Origin of the sequence: Pandoraea pneumonica (assembly GCF_902459645.1) — a bacterium.
Classification (GTDB): Bacteria; Pseudomonadota; Gammaproteobacteria; order Burkholderiales; family Burkholderiaceae; genus Pandoraea; species Pandoraea pneumonica.
The window spans coordinates 787,199-806,432 of sequence record NZ_CABPSK010000003.1 but is presented as its reverse complement, the minus strand read 5'-3'; the positions used below and the strand labels follow the sequence as shown (position 1 = coordinate 806,432).

The 19,234-nt window shown below is 63.3% G+C and carries 16 protein-coding genes; 15 read left to right on the top strand and 1 reads right to left on the bottom strand.

Going from position 1 to position 19,234, the window contains the following annotated elements; all coding sequences use genetic code 11:
* Nucleotides 1-16 precede the first annotated feature (16 nt).
* The 15 genes from rsmH (at nucleotide 17) to lpxC (ending at nucleotide 18,595) form a co-directional block, all read left to right on the top strand.
* The gene (gene rsmH / locus PPN31114_RS19225; protein ID WP_370865898.1) at nucleotides 17-946 is read left to right on the top strand and encodes a 16S rRNA (cytosine(1402)-N(4))-methyltransferase RsmH; all 930 of its coding nucleotides are present in this window, start codon (nucleotides 17-19) and stop codon (nucleotides 944-946) included.
* Nucleotides 943-1,290, top strand: coding sequence for a cell division protein FtsL (gene ftsL, locus PPN31114_RS19220; protein WP_150681064.1), 348 nt, complete (start codon nucleotides 943-945; stop codon nucleotides 1,288-1,290). The genes rsmH and ftsL overlap by 4 nt, the downstream gene beginning before the upstream one ends.
* Nucleotides 1,287-3,062: a peptidoglycan D,D-transpeptidase FtsI family protein gene (locus tag PPN31114_RS19215; RefSeq protein WP_150681063.1), complete on the top strand. Its 1,776-nt coding sequence runs from the start codon at nucleotides 1,287-1,289 to the stop codon at nucleotides 3,060-3,062. The genes ftsL and PPN31114_RS19215 overlap by 4 nt, the downstream gene beginning before the upstream one ends.
* A 23-nt stretch (nucleotides 3,063-3,085) precedes the next feature.
* The gene (locus tag PPN31114_RS19210; protein ID WP_150681161.1) at nucleotides 3,086-4,624 is read left to right on the top strand and encodes a UDP-N-acetylmuramoyl-L-alanyl-D-glutamate--2,6-diaminopimelate ligase; all 1,539 of its coding nucleotides are present in this window, start codon (nucleotides 3,086-3,088) and stop codon (nucleotides 4,622-4,624) included.
* Nucleotides 4,621-6,030, top strand: a complete 1,410-nt coding sequence (locus tag PPN31114_RS19205) for a UDP-N-acetylmuramoyl-tripeptide--D-alanyl-D-alanine ligase (protein WP_150681062.1) — start codon at nucleotides 4,621-4,623, stop codon at nucleotides 6,028-6,030. Before PPN31114_RS19210 ends, PPN31114_RS19205 begins: the two co-directional genes overlap by 4 nt.
* A gap of 14 nt (nucleotides 6,031-6,044) precedes the next feature.
* Nucleotides 6,045-7,214, top strand: a complete 1,170-nt coding sequence (gene mraY / locus PPN31114_RS19200) for a phospho-N-acetylmuramoyl-pentapeptide-transferase (protein ID WP_150681061.1) — start codon at nucleotides 6,045-6,047, stop codon at nucleotides 7,212-7,214.
* A 147-nt stretch (nucleotides 7,215-7,361) separates the two neighbouring features.
* Nucleotides 7,362-8,885 (top strand): UDP-N-acetylmuramoyl-L-alanine--D-glutamate ligase, encoded by a 1,524-nt coding sequence (gene murD, locus PPN31114_RS19195; protein ID WP_150681060.1) that lies wholly within the window; start codon nucleotides 7,362-7,364, stop codon nucleotides 8,883-8,885.
* Nucleotides 8,882-10,150 (top strand): putative lipid II flippase FtsW, encoded by a 1,269-nt coding sequence (gene ftsW, locus PPN31114_RS19190; protein ID WP_150681059.1) that lies wholly within the window; start codon nucleotides 8,882-8,884, stop codon nucleotides 10,148-10,150. Before murD ends, ftsW begins: the two co-directional genes overlap by 4 nt.
* Nucleotides 10,147-11,250 (top strand): undecaprenyldiphospho-muramoylpentapeptide beta-N-acetylglucosaminyltransferase, encoded by a 1,104-nt coding sequence (murG, locus tag PPN31114_RS19185; RefSeq protein ID WP_150681058.1) that lies wholly within the window; start codon nucleotides 10,147-10,149, stop codon nucleotides 11,248-11,250. Before ftsW ends, murG begins: the two co-directional genes overlap by 4 nt.
* 1 nt (nucleotide 11,251) lies before the next feature.
* The gene (gene murC / locus PPN31114_RS19180; RefSeq protein WP_150681057.1) at nucleotides 11,252-12,661 is read left to right on the top strand and encodes a UDP-N-acetylmuramate--L-alanine ligase; all 1,410 of its coding nucleotides are present in this window, start codon (nucleotides 11,252-11,254) and stop codon (nucleotides 12,659-12,661) included.
* Nucleotide 12,662: 1 nt separating this feature from the next.
* Complete coding sequence (locus PPN31114_RS19175; RefSeq protein ID WP_150681056.1) at nucleotides 12,663-13,646, top strand: D-alanine--D-alanine ligase; 984 nt, start codon at nucleotides 12,663-12,665, stop codon at nucleotides 13,644-13,646.
* A 50-nt stretch (nucleotides 13,647-13,696) separates the two neighbouring features.
* Nucleotides 13,697-14,533, top strand: a complete 837-nt coding sequence (locus PPN31114_RS19170) for a cell division protein FtsQ/DivIB (protein ID WP_150681055.1) — start codon at nucleotides 13,697-13,699, stop codon at nucleotides 14,531-14,533.
* A gap of 22 nt (nucleotides 14,534-14,555) precedes the next feature.
* Nucleotides 14,556-15,788: a cell division protein FtsA gene (gene ftsA, locus PPN31114_RS19165; protein WP_010806905.1), complete on the top strand. Its 1,233-nt coding sequence runs from the start codon at nucleotides 14,556-14,558 to the stop codon at nucleotides 15,786-15,788.
* Between the two features lie 115 nt (nucleotides 15,789-15,903).
* Nucleotides 15,904-17,094 carry a cell division protein FtsZ gene (ftsZ, locus tag PPN31114_RS19160; protein WP_150681054.1) on the top strand — a complete coding sequence of 397 codons (1,191 nt, stop codon included), beginning with the start codon at nucleotides 15,904-15,906 and terminating at the stop codon, nucleotides 17,092-17,094.
* Between the two features lie 586 nt (nucleotides 17,095-17,680).
* Complete coding sequence (gene lpxC, locus PPN31114_RS19155) at nucleotides 17,681-18,595, top strand: UDP-3-O-acyl-N-acetylglucosamine deacetylase (RefSeq protein WP_150681053.1); 915 nt, start codon at nucleotides 17,681-17,683, stop codon at nucleotides 18,593-18,595.
* A 119-nt stretch (nucleotides 18,596-18,714) separates the two neighbouring features.
* Here the strand turns inward: lpxC and PPN31114_RS19150 are convergent, their stop codons facing one another.
* Nucleotides 18,715-19,182: a DciA family protein gene (locus PPN31114_RS19150; RefSeq protein WP_174988219.1), complete on the bottom strand. Its 468-nt coding sequence runs from the start codon at nucleotides 19,180-19,182 to the stop codon at nucleotides 18,715-18,717.
* Nucleotides 19,183-19,234 lie beyond the last annotated feature (52 nt).

Below are 19,234 nucleotides of genomic sequence, written 5' to 3'. Positions count from 1 at the left end.
CGCGGTGGAAACGGTAATGCAGCACCGCACGGTCCTGCTGGACGAGGCCGTGAATGCCCTGCTGTGGCGCGACGACGGCGTATACGTCGACGGAACGTTCGGGCGGGGTGGGCACAGTCGCAGGGTGCTAGAGCGGCTGGGCGCCCAGGGGAGACTGATCGCATTCGATAAGGATCCCCAAGCGATCGCGGAGGCGGCAAAGATTGCCGATCCGCGATTTTCGATTGAGCACGACAGCTTTGCGACGCTGCGCGATGGGCTTGCCCGTCGCGGCGCGAACAAGGTGTCGGGCGTATTGCTGGACCTCGGCGTGTCGTCGCCGCAGTTCGACGACCCCGCGCGCGGTTTCAGCTTTCGGTTCGACGGGCCGCTCGATATGCGCATGGATACCACGCGCGGCGAGTCGGCCGCCGAGTGGCTGGCCCGAGCAACGCTGGAAGAAATGACGGAGGTCATCAAGGACTATGGGGAAGAACGGTTTGCTTTTCAGATTGCAAAGGCGCTTGTTGCTCGCCGGGCAAACGCCGACCACCTCGGTCCACTCGTCAGCACTCGCGAGCTTGCCGAGATCGTGGCTGGCGCCGTCAAGACCCGTGAGAAGGGCAAGGACCCGGCAACACGCACCTTTCAGGCTATACGGATTCACGTCAATCAAGAGCTTGCGGATCTCGAGATAGCGCTTGAAGCGGCGGCCGATGTCCTCGAAACGGGAGGCAAACTCGTGGTGATCAGCTTTCATTCGCTGGAAGACCGCATCGTGAAGCGCTTCATGCAAGCGCGCACGAGCGCGCCGGTGGTGGATCGCCGCGTGCCGTTGCGCGCCCACGAAATTCCCGAACCGCCGTTCAAAGCCCACCGCAAGATCAAACCTTCCGAAGCCGAAGTCGCGGCGAACCCGCGCGCGCGCTCGGCGATCATGCGCGTCATGGAGCGGGTGTCGTCATGAGCCGGCTCAACATTCTCCTGCTCGCACTGCTGATCGGCTGCGCGCTGTCGCTGATCAATGCGCAATACCGGGCGCGCGGTACGTTCGTGGAGCTCAACCGCGAGCAGGCGCTCGAGCATCAATTGCTGCAAGACTGGGATCGCCTTCAGTACGAGCAAAGCGCCCAGAGCAAAAGTGCGCGCATCGAGAACGTGGCGCGTAGCGACCTGAAGATGCAGGCAGTCTCGCCGGGCCGCACGCAATATCTCTCCGCCCCGGCCGGTGGCACGGGGGCGATGGTGGATGTGCCGGTACCGACCGCGAGTGCCGCCTCGGCACCCCCCGCCAGCGGAGGCAAGCGATGATCCGCCGCAAAGACGCTAAGGCCAAGACCAAGGATGTGCAGTTCTCTGCCAGCCCGGTGCTGTCCGTGCGTCTGCCGATGTGGCGCTCGAAGATGCTCGTCTTCGTGATTTTCGGCGCCTTCGCGGCACTCGCCGCACGCGCCTTCTGGATTCAGGGCCCGGGCAACGCCTTCTATCAACGTCAGGGCGAGAGCCGTTACGAACGCACACTGGAGATGTCCGCCACGCGCGGCAAAGTGTTCGACCGTAACGGGCAGGTGCTCGCCACCAGCTTGCCGGTCAAGGCCATCTGGGCGATCCCCGAAGACGTGCCCGAAGATGTTTCCACCGAGCAAGTGCGCAAGCTCGCGCGTCTGCTCGAAATGGGTGAGCCGGATCTGCGCCGTAAGCTGGGTCAAGACAAGAGTTTCGTCTACGTGAAGCGTCAGGTCTTGCCGGACGTGGCCAAGCAAGTGGCCGAACTCGATATTCCGGGGATCTATCAGCGCAAGGAATACAAGCGCTTCTATCCGGAAGGCGAAATTGCGGCGCACATCGTCGGTTTCACCAACGTCGAGGACATCGGTCAAGAAGGCGTCGAGCTCTCGATGCAGAAGGATCTCGCCGCAACGCCGGGCAGCCGCCGTGTGATCAAGGATCGTCTGGGCCGCGTGGTCGAAGATCTCGACATCCTGGCGCAGCCGCGCGACGGCCACGACATTACGCTCTCGATCGACAGCAAGATCCAGTTCCTCGCCTATAGCGAACTGAAAGATGCCATCGAGCGCACCGGTGCCAAGGCTGGCAGCGCCGTCGTGCTCGACGTGCGCACGGGCGAAGTGCTCGCACTGGTCAACCTGCCGACCTACAACCCGAACAACCGCACGAACCTCACGGGCGCCCAACTGCGCAACCGCGTGATCACCGACACGTTCGAGCCCGGCTCGATCATGAAGCCGATCACCGTGGCGGCGGCGATTGAGCATGGCTACGTGAAACCGATGACGACGGTGATGACCACCGGTCGGGCGAACTTCTTCGGTGCGACGATCACGGACACGCGCGATTACGGTCTGCTCACCGTGCAAGGCGTGATTCAGCACTCCAGCAACATCGGCACCGCGAAGATTGCCCTGCAAATGAAGCCGCAGGAAATGTGGGACATGTTTACTAGTGTCGGCCTCGGTCAGGCACCGAAGATCGGCTTCCCCGGTGCAGTGGCCGGTCGTCTGCGTCCGGCGAAAAGCTGGCGTCCGATCGAGCAGGCGACGATGGGCTACGGCTACGGCCTGTCCAGTTCGCTGATTCAGCTCGCACGTGCTTACACCGTGTTCGCCCATGACGGCGAACTGCTGCCGATCTCGATCTACAAGACCGATGGCAGCACGGTCAAGGGCACGCCGGTCATTTCACCCGCTACGGCGCGTGAAGTTCGCAAAATGCTCGAAATGGTGACCTCGCCGGGCGGTACCGCCACGCGCGCACAGGTCATCGGCTATCGCGTGGGCGGCAAGACTGGCACGGCCTACAAGCAGTCGGGCAAGGGCTACGACAAGAGTAAATACCGGGCGTCGTTCGTCGGCATGGCGCCGATGTCCGAGCCGCGCATCATCGTGGCGGTCACGCTCGACGAGCCGGGGCGCGGCGCGCACTACGGCGGCGTGGCGGCCGGTCCGGCGTTTGCCGCCATCGTGGGCGGCACGCTGCGTTCGCTGAACGTGGTGCCGGATTCGCCCGTAACCAAGCTCGTCGTGAGCGACAAGGTGGAGGAGAGCGAGCCATGGGCACCGTGAACTCCACCCCGGTCACTTTGACCATGATCACCGACGACGCCGAGCGTGCCACGTTGGCGCAGGCTTGGGATTGGCTGCGCCGTACGGTACCGGCTGGTGCTATCTTGCACGCCGACAGTCGCCGTGTCGGGCCGGGCGATGTGTTCGTGGCCTACGCCGTGAAGGGGGCCGACAGCCGTGGCTTCATTGCCGATGCGGTAGAGCGCGGCGCTGCGGCGGTGCTCTGGCAGAGCGACGATTTCACGTGGCCGTCTGGCATGGCCAACCTCGGCAACGTGCCGAATTTCGGCGTCTCGCGTCTCGACTGGCTGGCAGGCCCGCTCGCCTCGCTTTGGTATAGCGAACCGAGCGTCGGCATGACGATGCTCGGCGTGACCGGCACCAACGGCAAGACGTCGTGCAGTCAATGGCTGGCACAGTTGCTGACGAAGGCGGGCACACGCAGTGCCGTGATCGGCACGCTGGGCAGCGGCTTCCCGGGTCATCTGACGGTCACCGGCTTCACCACCCCCGACGCCGTGCAATTGCAGCGCAGCCTCGGCGATCTTCGTGCGCAGGGTGCGGCAGCGGTCGCGATGGAAGTCTCGTCGCACGGGCTGTATCAGGGGCGAGTGAACGGCGTGGCATTCGATGTCGCCGTGTTCACCAACCTGACGCAAGACCATCTGGACTATCACGGCACGATGGCCGAGTACGAAGCGGCCAAGACGCGGTTGTTCGACTGGCCGGGGTTGAAGGCTGCGGTCATCAATCGCGATGACGCGATGGGCCAACGTCTGTTGACGCGTCTGAAAGGCAAAACGCCGGTCTACGAATACGGCCTGCATGGCGATGCGACGTCGGCGCATGGCAACCGCGTGCTGCGTGCGGAAGACATCCGCGCGACGACGATCGGTACGCGCTTCACGCTGCATATCGATGGTCATAGTCAGCAGATCACCGTGCCGCTGATTGGTGAATTCAATATTAGTAACGCGCTGGCGGTGCTTGGCGCGGCACTCGCCGCTGGCGTGCCGCAGGACGCGGCCATCGCTGGACTGGCCACGCTCACACCGGTCTCCGGTCGCATGGAGCAGATTGGGCAACCGGGTCAGCCGCTGGTGGTGATCGATTACGCCCACACGCCCGACGCGCTCGACAAAACGCTCGCCGCGCTGCGCCCTGTGGCGGATGCCCGTGGCGGCAAGCTCGTGTGCGTGTTCGGTTGCGGTGGCGATCGCGATGCAGGCAAGCGTCCGCAGATGGGCGCTGTGGCTGAGCGTCTAGCTGACGCGATTGTGCTCACGAGCGACAACCCGCGCAGCGAAGTGCCTGCCGAGATCATGGCGCAGATTGCTGCCGGTCTCGCACAGCCCGACGCCGCGCGCCGTATCGAAGATCGCGCTAGCGCGATTTTGCAAGCCGTGCGCGGTGCGCAAGCCGCCGACCTGGTGTTGATCGCCGGGAAGGGGCACGAAAGTACACAGGAAATCATGGGCAAGAAGAAGCCGTTCTCCGATCAGGAGCACGCTCGCCTGGCACTCGCGGCGCGTGCAACGACCGTGCGCGGAGGTGGCGAATGAGTATGTGGCAACTGAGTGATGCACAAGCCGCCGTGGCCGATTCCTACGTGATGGGTTCGGCATCGACGGCATTTTCGCGCATCGTGACCGATAGCCGTTCGGTACAACCGGGCGACTTGTTCATCGCGCTCAAGGGCGAGCGCTTCGATGCGCACGACTTCCTTGCCGACGTGGTGCGCGCCGGTGCGGCGGCTGTCGTGGCGTCGCGTGTGCCGGAAGGTTTCGACGCTCCGGCGTTGATCGTGCCCGACACGCGCATTGCGCTGGGCGAACTGGCTGCCGCATGGCGCCGTCGCTTTGCCATTCCGGTGGTCGCTGTCACGGGCAGCAACGGCAAGACGACGGTCAAGGAAATGATCTCGGCGATTTTTGCCGAAGCCGTCGGTGCCGACGCGCGTCTGGCCACTGCTGGCAATTTCAATAACGACATCGGCCTGCCGCTCACGCTGTTCCGTCTGAAAGATGGCGACAAGCTGGCCGTGCTCGAGCTCGGCATGAATCATCCGGGCGAGACAGCGTACTTGGCGCGAATTGCGCAGCCGAGCGTGGCCGTGATCAACAACGCGCAGCGCGAGCATCAGGAATTCATGGTGAGCGTGTCTGCCGTGGCCGAAGAGCACTCGGCGGTGTTGGCGGCGCTGCCCGTCGACGGCGTTGCGGTGTTCCCGGCGGAGAGCGAATTCGCACCGATGTGGCGGGAAATCGCCGAGGCGCCTGGCACGAAGCGCCGTGTGCTCGACTTCGCGCTCGACACCCGTGCGGCGGTCTCCGGACGTTACGACGTGGCGACCCGCGTGCTGCGTGTCGACACGCCCGCTGGTGGATTCACGGTGAAGTTGCCGCTGCTCGGTGAGCACAACGCGCGCAATGCACTGGCCGCGATTGCCTGCGCTGTCGGCGCGCATGTCGATATTGGTTCGATCGTGCGGGCACTCGAAGCGTTTTCTGCCGTCAAAGGCCGACTTCAGGTGTCGACGCTCTCGAAGGGACCGCTCGCCGGCGTCACGCTGATCGACGACACCTATAATGCGAACCCCGATTCGGTTCTGGCCGCAATCGACGTACTCGCACAGACGCCAGCGCCTCGCGTGCTGGTGCTGGGCGACATGGGCGAAGTGGGTGACAACGGTCCCGAGTTTCATCGGGAAGTGGGCGAATACGCGGCACAACGGGGCATCGACTTGCTGATGGCGTTGGGCGAGCAGACGCAAGACACCGTGAGCGCGTTTGGCGACGGCGGCGAGCATTTCGCCGATGTGGCCCCGCTGGCGGCGGCGCTGATTGCAAAGCTGAGCGCACCGGCGACGGTGCTGGTTAAAGGATCCCGCTTTATGCGGATGGAGCGCGTATTGGAAGCACTGCGCGCTACGAGTGAAACCGGGGGCGGCAACGCCCCGGCTAAGTAAAAAGGATTGATGGAATGTTGCTGACGTTGGCGCAATGGCTGCAAGCGGATGCGAGCTATTTGCGCGTGTTCAACTACCTGACGTTTCGGGCCGTGATGGCAAGCCTCACGGCGCTGGTGATCGGGCTCTCGTTCGGGCCGATGGTCATTCGCAAGCTCGCCGAAATGAAGGTGGGCCAGGCCGTGCGTACCGACGGCCCGCAGACTCACCTGGTGAAGTCGGGTACGCCCACGATGGGCGGCGTGCTGATTCTGATCGGCATTACCGTCGCGACGCTGCTCTGGGCGGATTTGAGCAACCGTTTCATCTGGATCGTGCTGATGGTCACGCTGGGCTTCGGCATCATCGGCTGGATCGACGACTACCGGAAGGTGGTCTTCAAAGACCCGCGCGGCATGTCGTCGCGCGAGAAGTACTTCTGGCAATCGATCATCGGCTTGTTCGCCGCCATTTATCTGGCGTTCTCGGTGTCCGAGACGAGCAACCTGAAGGTGTTCGAGTTGTTTATCAGCTGGGTGCGTAACGGCTTCCCGCTCGATTTGCCGCCGAAAGCCGACTTCATCGTGCCGTTCTTCAAGACGATGAGCTACCCGCTCGGCGTGTTCGGTTTTATTGCGCTCACGTACTTTGTCATCGTCGGCTCGTCCAACGCCGTTAACCTCACCGACGGCCTCGACGGCCTGGTGATCATGCCGGTGGTGCTCGTGGGCGCCGCGCTTGGCGTGTTCGCCTACGTGATGGGCAACGTCGTCTACTCGAAGTACCTGCTGTTTCCGCACATACCGGGCGCGGGCGAGTTGCTCGTGTTCTGTTCAGCGATGTCGGGGGCGGGGCTCGCGTTCCTATGGTTCAACACTCACCCGGCGCAAGTGTTCATGGGCGACGTGGGCGCGCTGGCGCTCGGCGGCGCATTGGGCACCGTGGCGGTCATCGTGCGTCAGGAAGTCGTGCTCTTCGTGATGGGCGGTGTGTTCGTCGCCGAGACGCTGTCGGTGATGCTGCAAGTCACGTGGTTCAAGTACACGAAACGCCGATTCGGTGAAGGGCGGCGCATCTTCAAGATGGCGCCGCTGCATCACCACTTCGAATTGTCGGGTTGGAAGGAAACGCAGGTCGTGGTGCGCTTTTGGATCATCACGCTGATGCTGGTGCTGATCGGCCTGTCGACGCTGAAGCTGCGCTAAGCGCGTGCTGGGCGTTAGTTAAGTTGGATTAAGCAACAAGAAGTAACAAAGCGCTAAAGGTAGGGCCGCTCGCGCCGATAGTGGGAGATCGGCGGCAAAGAAGCGATGCATTCGTAGGTTGTTTGAATCGATAAAAGGAAGAGCGACGTGTTTGGCGAGAAGTTTGGTGAATCCTGGCAACCGCGTGTCCTGATCCTGGGTCTGGGAGAGTCCGGCCTGGCGATGGCACGTTGGTGCGCGCGTTACGGCTGCCGCGTACGTGCGGCAGACACGCGCGAGTTGCCGCCGAGCGCGCCGAACGTCGCTACCCTGCACGCCGAAGCCCCGCAGGCCGAATTCATCGGCGGCGCGTTTGCCGATCGCATCGACCCGTTGCTCGACGAGATCGAACTGATCGGTATCAGCCCCGGCCTCTCGCCGCTCGTGCCCGATGTGGCCGCGCTGCTCGCCGAGGCCGCCGAGCGCGGCATTCCCGTGTGGGGCGAAATCGAGTTCTTCGCGCAAGCGCTGCGTCATATGCAGGCGACGAGCGGTTATGCGCCGAAGCTGCTCGCGATTACCGGCACGAATGGCAAGACCACGACGACGAGTCTCGCTGGCTTGCTGTGCCGCCGCGCGGGCAAGCGGACGGCGGTCGCGGGCAATATCAGCCCGTCGGCGCTCGATCGTCTGACCGAGTGCATCGCCGACGCGACGCTGCCCGACGTCTGGGTGCTCGAACTCTCCAGCTTCCAGCTTGAGACCACGCACTCGCTCGCCCCGGACGCGGCCACCATCCTCAACATCACGCAAGACCATCTGGACTGGCACGGCGATATGGATTCGTACGCCGCCGCCAAGGCCCGCATTTTTGGGCCGCAGACGGTACGCGTGCTCAACCGTGACGATTCGCGCGTCATCGCCATGGCGTCGCCCGAGGCGAACGTGGTGACGTTCGGCACGCAGGCTCCCGACGCCGTCGGTGACTTCGGTCTCGAGATGGAAGGCGGCATGTGGTGGCTGGTGGAAGGCATCACGCGCGAGGACGCGCCGCCTGCCCCCAAGCGCCGCAAAGCGGGTGCCGAGCAGGCGCCGGTCGAAGTGTTTTCCAAGCGTCTGATGCCGGCGGATGCGTTGCGCATTCGCGGCCAGCACAACGCGTCGAACGCCTTGGCGGCGTTGGCATTGGCGCGCGCCATCGATTTGCCGATGGCCAAGCTGCTGCACGGTCTGCGCGAATACCCGGGCGAGCCGCACCGCGTGCAACTCGTCGCGAGCATCAACGAAGTCGAGTTCTACGACGACAGCAAGGGCACGAACGTCGGTGCCACGGTCGCGGCGATCACTGGTTTGGAAAAGAAGCTCGTGCTGATTCTGGGCGGCGACGGCAAGGGGCAGGACTTCTCGCCGCTGGCGAATCCGGTCGCTCACCATGCGCGTGCCGTGTTCCTCATCGGCCGCGACGCGGGTCTGCTGCGCGAAGCCCTGACCGACACGGGCGTCGATCTGATCGATGCGCCGACGCTCGAAGACGCCACGCGCGAAGCCGCCAAGCTCGCCCAACCGGGCGACGCCGTGGTGCTCTCGCCTGCGTGCGCCAGCTTCGACATGTTCCGCAATTACGAGCATCGCGCGCAGGTATTTCGCGACACCGTGATTGATCTGGCCGCCGACGCGGGGGTGATGCTATGAATCGTCTCAAGTCGTTCTTCAGCAAGAAGCGTCAGGCCGGTTTCGCTGGCGCGGGGGCCGATACGGCACCGGGCGCAGCGACGAGTGCCGCGAGCCGCACGCTGGGCAGCATCAAGCCCACGCGCTCGCGCATGCTCGAATACGATCACGCGCTCATGTGGGTGGTGATCGCGCTGCTCTCGCTCGGTTTGGTGATGGTGTACTCGGCCTCGGTCGCGCTGCCCGATTCGCCGAAGTACAGCGGCTACTCGACGTATCACTTTCTCGGCCGTCACATCGTGTCGCTCACGATGGGCCTGACTGCGGCGGCCATTACGTTCCGCATTCCGGTCAAGACGCTCGACAAGCTCGCCCCCAAGCTCTTTCTGCTCGCGCTGCTGCTCCTCATCATCGTGCTGATCCCGCACGTGGGTAAGGGCGTGAACGGCTCGAAGCGCTGGATTCCGTTTGGCGTGCTCAACCTCCAGCCGTCGGAAATCATGAAGCTCGCGGTGACGCTGTACGCCGCGAACTACACCGTGCGTAAGCAGGAATTCATGCAGAGCTTCGGCAAGGGCTTCTTGCCGATGGGGATTGCCGTGGTGTTCGTCGGCTTGCTGCTGCTGCTCGAACCGGACATGGGCGCATTCATGGTGGTGGCCGCCATCGCCATGGGCATCTTGTTCCTCGGCGGCGTGAACGGCCGCCTGTTCGGCGGGCTGGCGCTCACGGCGGTCGGCACGTTCGCCATGCTGATTTGGCTCTCGCCATGGCGTCGCGAGCGGATCTTCGCGTATCTCGATCCGTGGCGCGAAGACTACGCGCTGGGCAAGGCTTACCAGCTGACGCACTCGCTCATCGCGTTCGGTCGCGGCGAATGGACTGGCGTGGGGCTGGGCGGCAGCATCGAAAAATTGCACTACCTGCCCGAGGCGCATACCGACTTCATCCTCGCCGTGATCGGTGAGGAATTCGGCTTCGTCGGCGTGTTGGTGGTGATCCTGCTCTTTTATTGGCTGGTGCGCCGCGCGTTCGAGATCGGCCGTCAGGCACTGGCGCTGGAGCGCACGTTCGCCGGGCTGCTGGCCAAGGGCGTGGGCGTGTGGCTCGGTGCGCAATGCTTTATCAACATGGGCGTGAATCTGGGCCTGCTGCCGACCAAGGGGCTGACGTTGCCGCTGGTCAGTTACGGCGGCTCGGGCATCTTGCTCAACTGTGTGGCCGTGGCGATTTTGCTGCGGGTGGATTACGAAAACCGCGTGCTGATGCGGGGAGGAAAAGTATGACCGAGCGCGCTACCGCGATGCCGGCACCGGAGACGAAGACACGCACGCTGCTGGTCATGGCCGGCGGCACGGGCGGTCACGTCTTTCCGGGCCTCGCGGTTGCCAATTTCTTGCGCGTGCAGGGCTGGCGCGTGGTGTGGCTCGGCAATCCGAACGGCATGGAAGCGACGCTCGTGCCGAAGTACGACATTCCGATGGAGTTCGTGAAGTTCGGCGGGCTGCGCGGTAAGGGGCTGATGACCAAACTGCTGTTGCCGCTGAACCTGCTGCGCGCGTTCGGCCAAAGCCTCGCAGCGGTGCGTCGCGCCAAGCCGAGCGTGGTGCTGGGCATGGGCGGTTACATCACGTTCCCGGCGGGCATGATGGCCTCGCTGCTCGGGCGTCCGCTGGTGTTGCACGAACAGAATTCGGTGGCGGGGCTAGCGAACAAAGTGCTCGCACGCGTGGCAGACAAGGTGCTGCTGGCGTTCCCCGACACCATCGAGCGCGGCGAATGGGTGGGCAACCCGATTCGCGCCGATTTCGACGACATGGCGCCGCCCGCAGAGCGCTACGGTGCGCGCACCGGTCCGCTTCGAATCTTGGTGGTCGGTGGCAGCTTGGGCGCAACGGTGCTCAACGAGATCGTGCCGAAGGCGCTGGCGAAGTTGCCGCGCGAGACGCGTCCGCAGGTCACGCATCAGGCGGGCGTCAAACACATTCAGACGTTGCAGGCGAACTATGCCGCAGCGGGGGTGACGGTCGAAGCCGTACCGTTCATCGACAACATGGTCGACGCCTACGCGGCGGCGGATCTGGTGATCTGCCGGGCGGGCGCGATGACGGTGGCCGAAGTGGCCGCAGCCGGGGTGGCGGCGCTGTTCGTGCCGTTCCCGCACGCGGTCGACGACCATCAGACAACGAATGCGCGTTTCCTCGCCGACAAGGGCGCGGCAACGCTGATCGATCAGCGCGAGCTGTCGGTCGAGACCCTGGCCGAGTGGTTGCGCCGTCAGACGCGCGAATCGCTGCTCGCGATGGGAGAGAAAGCCAGGGCGCTCGCCAAGCCGGACGCCACCGAACAAGTGGCGCGCGTGTGCGCGGCTCTGGCCAAGGATTGAAATGAAACACATCGTTAAACACATTCACTTTGTCGGCATCGGCGGCTCGGGTATGAGCGGCATTGCCGAGGTGTTGCTCAACCTGGGGTATCAGGTGAGCGGCTCCGATCTTGGCGACAACGCCGTGACGCAGCGCCTCGCGGCGCTGGGCGCGCGCGTCGCTCGCGGCCATGCGGCCGAGCATATCGAAGGCGCGGATGCCATCGTGGTGTCCACCGCGATTACGGCAGATAACCCCGAAGTCCTCGCGGGCCGCGCCCGTCAGATTCCTATCGTGCCGCGCGCGCTGATGCTCGCGGAGCTCATGCGCCTGAAGCAGGGCATCGCCATTGCCGGCACGCACGGCAAGACCACGACGACGAGTCTGGTGGCGAGCGTGCTCGCACAGGGCGGGCTTGATCCGACCTTCGTGATCGGCGGCCGTCTGAACAGCGCAGGTGCCAATGCCAAGCTCGGCACGGGCGACTTCATCGTGGTCGAGGCAGACGAATCGGACGCCTCGTTCCTGAATTTGAATCCGGTCATCGAAGTCATCACGAACATCGATGCGGATCACATGGATACCTACGGGCACGACTTCGCGCGGCTCAAGCAGTCGTTCGTGGCCTTCACGCAGCGCCTGCCGTTCTACGGCATTGCCGTGCTGTGCGTGGACGACCCGAACGTGCGCGAAATTCTGCCGTTCGTCTCGAAGCCAATCGTGCGTTATGGCCTGTCGGAAGACGCACAGGTGCGCGCGGTCAACGTGCGTGCCGATGCTGGGCGCATGTGCTTCACGGTGCATCGCACGTTTGGCGACGGCGCACCGCCGATCGATATCACGCTAAACCTGCCGGGTGAGCACAACGTGCGAAACGCGCTGGCAGCGATTGCGATTGCGACCGAACTCGAAGTACCCGACGCGGCCATTCAGCAGGCGCTGGCCGAATTCAATGGCGTGGGACGTCGTTTCCAGCGCTATGGCGAAATCGCGCTGCCGGAAGCGAACGGCGGTGGCACGTTCACGCTGATTGACGACTATGGTCATCACCCGGTCGAGATGGCAGCCACGCTCGCAGCGGCACGCGGTGCCTTCCCGGGCCGTCGCATCGTGCTGGCATTCCAGCCGCATCGGTACACGCGCACGCGCGATTGCTTCGAAGACTTCGTGAAGGTGTTGTCCGAAGCGGATGCGCTGGTGCTCGGAGAGGTTTATTCGGCTGGCGAAGCGCCCATCGTGGCGGCGGATGGCCGGGCGCTTGCACGCGCACTGCGTGTGACGGGCAAGGTCGAACCGGTTTTCGTGGAAGACGTCGCGCAACTGGCCGACACCATTTTGCAGGTCGCCCGCGCGGGCGACGTTGTCATCACCATGGGTGCCGGCTCGATTGGCGCGGTGCCCGCGAAGTTGCAAGTTCAGCAAGGAGTTTGACGTGAGTGCTTTCGATCCGAAACGTTTCGGCAAGGTTGGCGTCCTGATGGGCGGGCGCTCGGCCGAGCGTCAGATCTCGCTGATCTCGGGCAATGGTGTGCTCGAAGCGCTGCGCTCGCGGGGTGTGGACGCGCATGGTTTCGATACCGGCATGAACGATCTCGCCGCGCTGGCGGCGCAGAAGTTCGACCGCGTGTTCATCGCACTGCATGGCCGCTACGGCGAAGACGGCACGCTGCAAGGCGCGCTGGAGCATCTGGGCATTCCCTACACCGGCAGCGGCGTGTTGGCTTCCGCGCTGGCGATGGACAAGGAAATGACCAAGCGTGTGTGGATCAACGAAGGGCTGCCGACGCCGCGCTTCACGATGCTCAACGCCGATAGCGACTTCGAGGCCGTGGCGCGCGATCTGGGGCTGCCGCTGATCGTCAAGCCGTCGCGCGAGGGCTCGACCATCGGTCTGACGAAGGTCTCCGATGCGTCGCAAATGAAGGCCGCGTACGAGAAGGCCGCCGTGCTCGACCCGGATGTGCTTGCCGAAGAGTTCATCGACGGCGACGAGCTGACGGTGCCGGTGCTGGGCGTGGGCACGAAGGGGGCGGCGGCTGCACGCGCGCTGCCGGTGATTCGTATCGTCGCGCCGGACGCGAACTACGACTACCAGAACAAGTATTTCAAGGACGACACCCGCTACGAGTGCCCGCCGCCGTTGTCGGTCTCGTTGCAGGAAGAAGTGCAGCGCATCGTGTTGCGCGCGTACCTCGTGCTGGGTTGCCGTGGCTGGGCGCGTGCGGACGTGATGCTGCGCAAGCGCGACAACAAGCCGTATCTGTTGGAGATCAATACGTCGCCGGGAATGACCGGCCATTCGCTGGTGCCGATTTCGGCGCGGGCGGCGGGCCTGTCGTATGAAGACCTGGTGGTTGAAATTCTGGCAACTGCGACGCTCGATTTGCACCCGAACGCGCAGTGGAAACCTGAGTGACATCTTGAACAACGCGTTGAAGAACGCCCTGATACGGAAAGCGAATCGCCATGTGGCAAAACGTACGCCTGCTCAACGCCATCGCGAGTGCGCTCGTCGCACTTGTCGTGCTGGCGGCGCTCGCGGCGGGCGGCCATTGGCTGATTCAGCGGCCGATCTTCACGCTCAAGGCGATTCAGATCGATGGGGACGTGTCGCATATCAACGGACCGACCTTGCGTGCGAATGCGGTGTCGCGGTTGAAGGGCAACTTCTTCACGATCGATCTGGATGCCACGCGTGCGGCGTTCGAAGCGGTGCCTTGGGTGCGTCATGCGAGCGTTCGCCGCGTTTGGCCGAACCAGCTTGCGGTAACGATCGAGGAATACAAGCCGCTCGCGACGTGGAACGACGGCCGTCTGGTGAGTGTGGACGGCGAACTGTTTGCGGCGAATCTGGCCGAAGCGGAGGACGACGGCAAGTTGCCGGAATTCGCTGGCCCGCCGGGCAGCGAGAAAGATGTGACGGCGCGTTACTACGACTTCGTGAAGTGGTTCGCGCCTTTGAATATGAAACCCGAAGCGGTCACGCTGTCGAACCGTTACGCCTGGGGCGTGCGATTGGTCGGCGGATTGCAATTGGCGCTGGGTCGCGAGCGTACGCCCGAGACGCTCGTCACACGCAGTCGCCGTTTTGTGCAGGCGTATCCGCAGGTAGCGGCACGCTGGGGCAATCAGATCGAGTACGCCGATCTGCGTTACCCGAACGGTTTTGCAGTACGGGCCGCGGGCATGCGTTTCTTGAGCGAAGAGCAGGCCAAGAAACTGGCCGCGACGCCGGTGCAAAAGCGGGATTCGCAAAAGCCGGTAGCGAAGAAGCCTGCCGCCCCGGTCAAGCGAAGCCAGTGAGACTTCAGGACTTACACACGCTATGAGCAAAGATTACAAGGATCTGTTGGTCGCCCTCGATATCGGCACGTCGAAAGTCGTGGCGGTGGTGGCCGAGCTGCGCCCTGAAGGCCGTTATGAGGTGATCGGTCTCGGTCAGAGTGAATCGCGAGGTCTGAAAAAGGGCGTCGTGGTCAACATCGAGGCCACCGTGCAGTCCATTCAGCGTGCGCTCGAAGAAGCCGAGTTGATGGCCGATTGCAAGATCACCAACGTGTTCACGGGCATCGCCGGCAGCCACATCCGCAGCTTCAATTCGAGCGGGATGGTGGCGATCAAAGACAAGGAAGTGACGCAGGCCGATGTGGCGCGCGTGATCGAGACCGCCAAGGCGATCAACATCCCGACCGATCAGCAGGTGCTGCACATCCTGACCCAGGAATTCATCATCGACGGTCAGGAAGACGTGCGCGAGCCGATCGGCATGAGCGGCATCCGCCTCGAGGTGAAGGTGCATATCGTGACCGGTGCCGTGTCGGCCGCACAGAACATCGTGAAGTGCGTGCGCCGCTGCGGTCTCGAAGTGAACGACCTGATTCTGCAACCGCTCGCGTCGAGCATTTCGGTGCTCACCGAAGACGAGAAGGAACTGGGCGTGGTGCTCATCGATATCGGTGGCGGCACGACCGATATCGCGATTTTCAGCGAAGGCGCGATCCGTCATACGGCCGTGATTCCGATCGCGGGCGATCAGATCACCAGCGATATCGCGATGGCCGTGCGCACGCCGACGCCGGACGCGGAAGACATCAAGATTCAACACGGCATCGCCAAGCAGTCGCTGGCCGATCCGGACGAAATGATCGAAGTGCCGGGCCTGGGCGAGCGCGGTCCGCGCACGCTCTCGCGTCAGGCACTCGCGGCGGTGATCGAGCCGCGTGTGGAAGAACTGTTCTCGCTGGTGCAGCAAGTGGTGCGCGAGTCGGGTTACGAAGAACTGCTGTCCTCGGGCATCGTGCTCACGGGCGGCGCGGCGATGATGCCGGGCATGGTCGAACTGGGCGAGGACATCTTCCTCAAACCCGTGCGTATCGGCGTGCCCGAGTACGCAGGCGGCTTGGCCGACGTGGTGCGCAGCCCGCGCTACGCAACGGCGATGGGCCTGTTGCTCGAAGGGCGCTCGCAACGCATGCGTGGCCGCAAGGTCGCCGTGCAATCGGGACAAGCGAACCAGGTGTGGACGCGCATGCGCGACTGGTTCTTCAGCAATTTTTAAGTTGTTTTTTAGGTTGTTTGAGGGGTGTGGATTCGGTGTTGAACCCATGGGCGGCTTACCCGAGCGGCTCGTGTTCAGGCAGTGCCGAATCTGTTTTTAATTCACTGGAGGCGCTATGAACTTCGAAATGTTGGAAACGGAAACCAACGGCACCATCATCAAGGTGGTGGGTGTTGGTGGCGCTGGCGGCAATGCCGTCCAGCACATGATCAACCGCGGTGTGCAAGGCGTGGAATTCATCGCCATGAACACGGACGCGCAGGCACTGGGCCGCTCGCAGGCTAGCGTGAACATTCAGCTCGGCAAGACCGGTCTGGGTGCTGGCGCGAAGCCGGAGATGGGCCGTGCGGCAGCGGACGAAGCGCGTGAGCGCGTTGCCGACGCGCTGCGTGGCGCGCACATGGTGTTCATCACCGCCGGTATGGGCGGCGGTACGGGCACGGGCGCAGCACCGGTGGTGGCACAGATCGCCAAGGAAATGGGCATTCTGACCGTTGGCGTGGTGTCGAAGCCGTTCGAGTTCGAAGGCGGCAAGCGTATGCGCGTGGCCGAGACGGGCGCGCAAGAGCTGGAAGACAACGTCGACTCGCTGATCGTTGTGCTCAATGACAAGCTGTTCGAAGTCATGGGCGACGATGCCGAGATGGACAAGTGCTTCCAATGCGCCGACGACGTGCTGCATAACGCTGTGGCCGGTATCGCCGAAATCATCAATGTCGACGGTTTGGTGAACGTCGACTTTGAAGACGTGAAGACGGTGATGGGCGAACAGGGCAAGGCGATGATGGGCACGGCGACGGTTGCCGGTGTCGATCGTGCACGTCTGGCTGCCGAGCAAGCTGTGGCAAGCCCGCTGCTCGAAGGCGTGGACCTGTCGGGCGCGCGTGGTGTGCTGGTCAACATCACGGCTTCGCGTTCGCTGCGTCTGTCGGAAACGCGTGAAGTGATGAACACCATCAAGAGCTACGCCGCCGAAGACGCGACCGTGATTTTCGGTACCGTCTACGACGACAAGATGGGCGATGCACTGCGCGTGACCGTGGTCGCAACGGGTCTGGGCCGTGCCGCGGCGAAGAAGGTCGCTGCACCGATGACGCTGCTCAAGACCGGTACCGACAATATGCCGATCGCGACCGGCCATGTGCCGAACGTGGGTCAGGCAGCCGGTACGGACTACGGCGCGCTGGATACGCCGGCCGTGTGGCGCAGCACGCGCGAGACCGCAGCCTCGCACGTCGCAGCGTTGCAGGAAAAGGGTGTCGACACGTACGACATCCCGGCCTTCCTGCGCAAGCAAGCCGACTGACAGGGTTGCGCGCGGGCCGGGTGCCAGTGCCTGGCGCCGCCGCACCTTGGGAATCGCGAGACCTACGCAGGTCGTCGTGAGGATTCGTCGCCGCCCTATGAACCATGCCCGTTGGTGTGGGGAAGGCGCGCCGCAGTACGAGTCCGAACGGCGATACGGCAAGGTTGTTATGTGGGTTGATGTTTCGGCGTTGCGACAACCAGAGTCGCATGAAGTGTCAACGCGTAACAGATGGTGGACGTTACGGGTAAGCGTCTGTCATCCCTGACCCGGTCTCGCGGGTCTGTCCCCCGACCGCCGCGGCATGCCTCCGTCGCGGTGGACGGGGTGCCCTGAACCGGATCGCCAATTGTTCTACGATGGACGTTGGATCGATCGACGGGCAACGAAACACCATGAGGCCGTGGCTGTCGCCAGAAGGCGAAATGGCTTATTTCCTATGACGGGATGTTTCAAAGGCATACCGGTGAGGCAGAATCCAAAATGTTTAGTAACGATTCGTTGTGTTTGTGGCACAACGATGAAGGCGCCGATCTGATATAATTCGATCTATGGTCATTAGCGTCCGATAGTTTTAATAAATAGCATGCTCAAGCAGCGCACTCTCAAATCCATCGCCAAGACAGTCGGCATCGGCTTGCACTCCGGTCGCAAGGTCGAATTGTCGCTGCGTCCGGCGCCGCCGAATACCGGCATCGTCTTCTGCCGTACCGATCTGAATCCTCCCGTGGAGATTCCGGCGTCGGCGATGGCGATTGGCGACACGCGTCTCGCGTCGGTGTTGCAGAAGGATGGTGCGCGTGTTTCCACCGTGGAACACTTGATGTCGGCATGCGCAGGGCTGGGCATCGACAACCTGTATGTCGATGTGACCGCCGAAGAAATTCCGATCATGGACGGCAGCGCTGCGACGTTCGTCTTTCTGATTCAGTCGGCAGGCATCGAAGAGCAGCCGGCTGCCAAGAAATTCATCCGCGTTACCAAGCCGGTCGAGATTCGCGAAGGCGACAAGTTCGCCCGCCTCGATCCGTTTGAAGGCTTCAAGCTCAAGTTCACGATCGATTTCCGTCACCCGGCAGTGGACCGCACGGGGCAGGCGCTCGAGGTCGATTTCGCCGATACGTCGTATGCAAAGGAAATCGCTCGTGCCCGCACGTTCGGTTTCGCGCATGAGGTCGAAATGTTGCGCGAACTGGGCTTGGCGCGTGGCGGCAGCATGGACAACGCGATCGTGCTCGACGAGTACCGCATCCTGAACAACGACGGCCTGCGCTACGACGACGAGTTCGTGAAGCACAAGATGCTTGACGCGATCGGCGACCTGTATGTGATCGGTCATCCGTTGTTGGCGTCGTACACCGCTTACAAGTCGGGCCATGGTCTGAACAACCAATTGCTGCGCGAGCTTCTCGCACAGGAAGCGTTCGAAGTGGTGACGTTCGAGCGTGCAGAAGACGCCCCGCGCGGCTTCCAGTTCGAGCCGCAAACGCAATTCGCATAATTCACGCAAATTGTGCGACGCGCCGCGTGACGGTGCGGATGTAACAAAACGAAAGCGCCGGTGATCCGGCGCTTTTTTATTTGACGCGCGATAAGTTTCGGCGGCGCGTTATCTCGATCTCACGGCTTGCGTGTGCCGCCGTAGGAGTGCCGTGCGACCAAGCGGGCCAGCGCATCGCGAAGAGGGGAGGGCTCCAGCGTGTCACGCAGATCGCGCAGACTCACCAGACCTTGCCGCGAGAGGCGGGCTTCCTTGGGGGGCTTGGGCGGCTCGGGTGCGGTGATGCTCACGCGAATACGAATCGTGCGAATGAGCCATCCGCGTGCTGCCAGGCCGTCGATGAGTGACGGCGTTTGCTGACGCAGGCGCGCGGCCAGCGCATTGTTGGCGACGAGGAAAACGAGCGCTCCATCGCGTGGCGGTGCAACACGCACGCTCACGGCGAGCGGTGCGGGGAGCAACGCGTGCACGTCGCGCTCAAGCCGACCGAGTTGCTCGGCGGCAGCCAGCAGCGACCCGGCCCCGTCAGAGGCGGATAACAGGGCATCCAACGAGCGGGCTACGCGAGGTGCTTTGGGTCGTTTCATATGATGAGACAGCGGTTGCCGCATATTCTACCCCGCGATCGAGCGTCGCCCC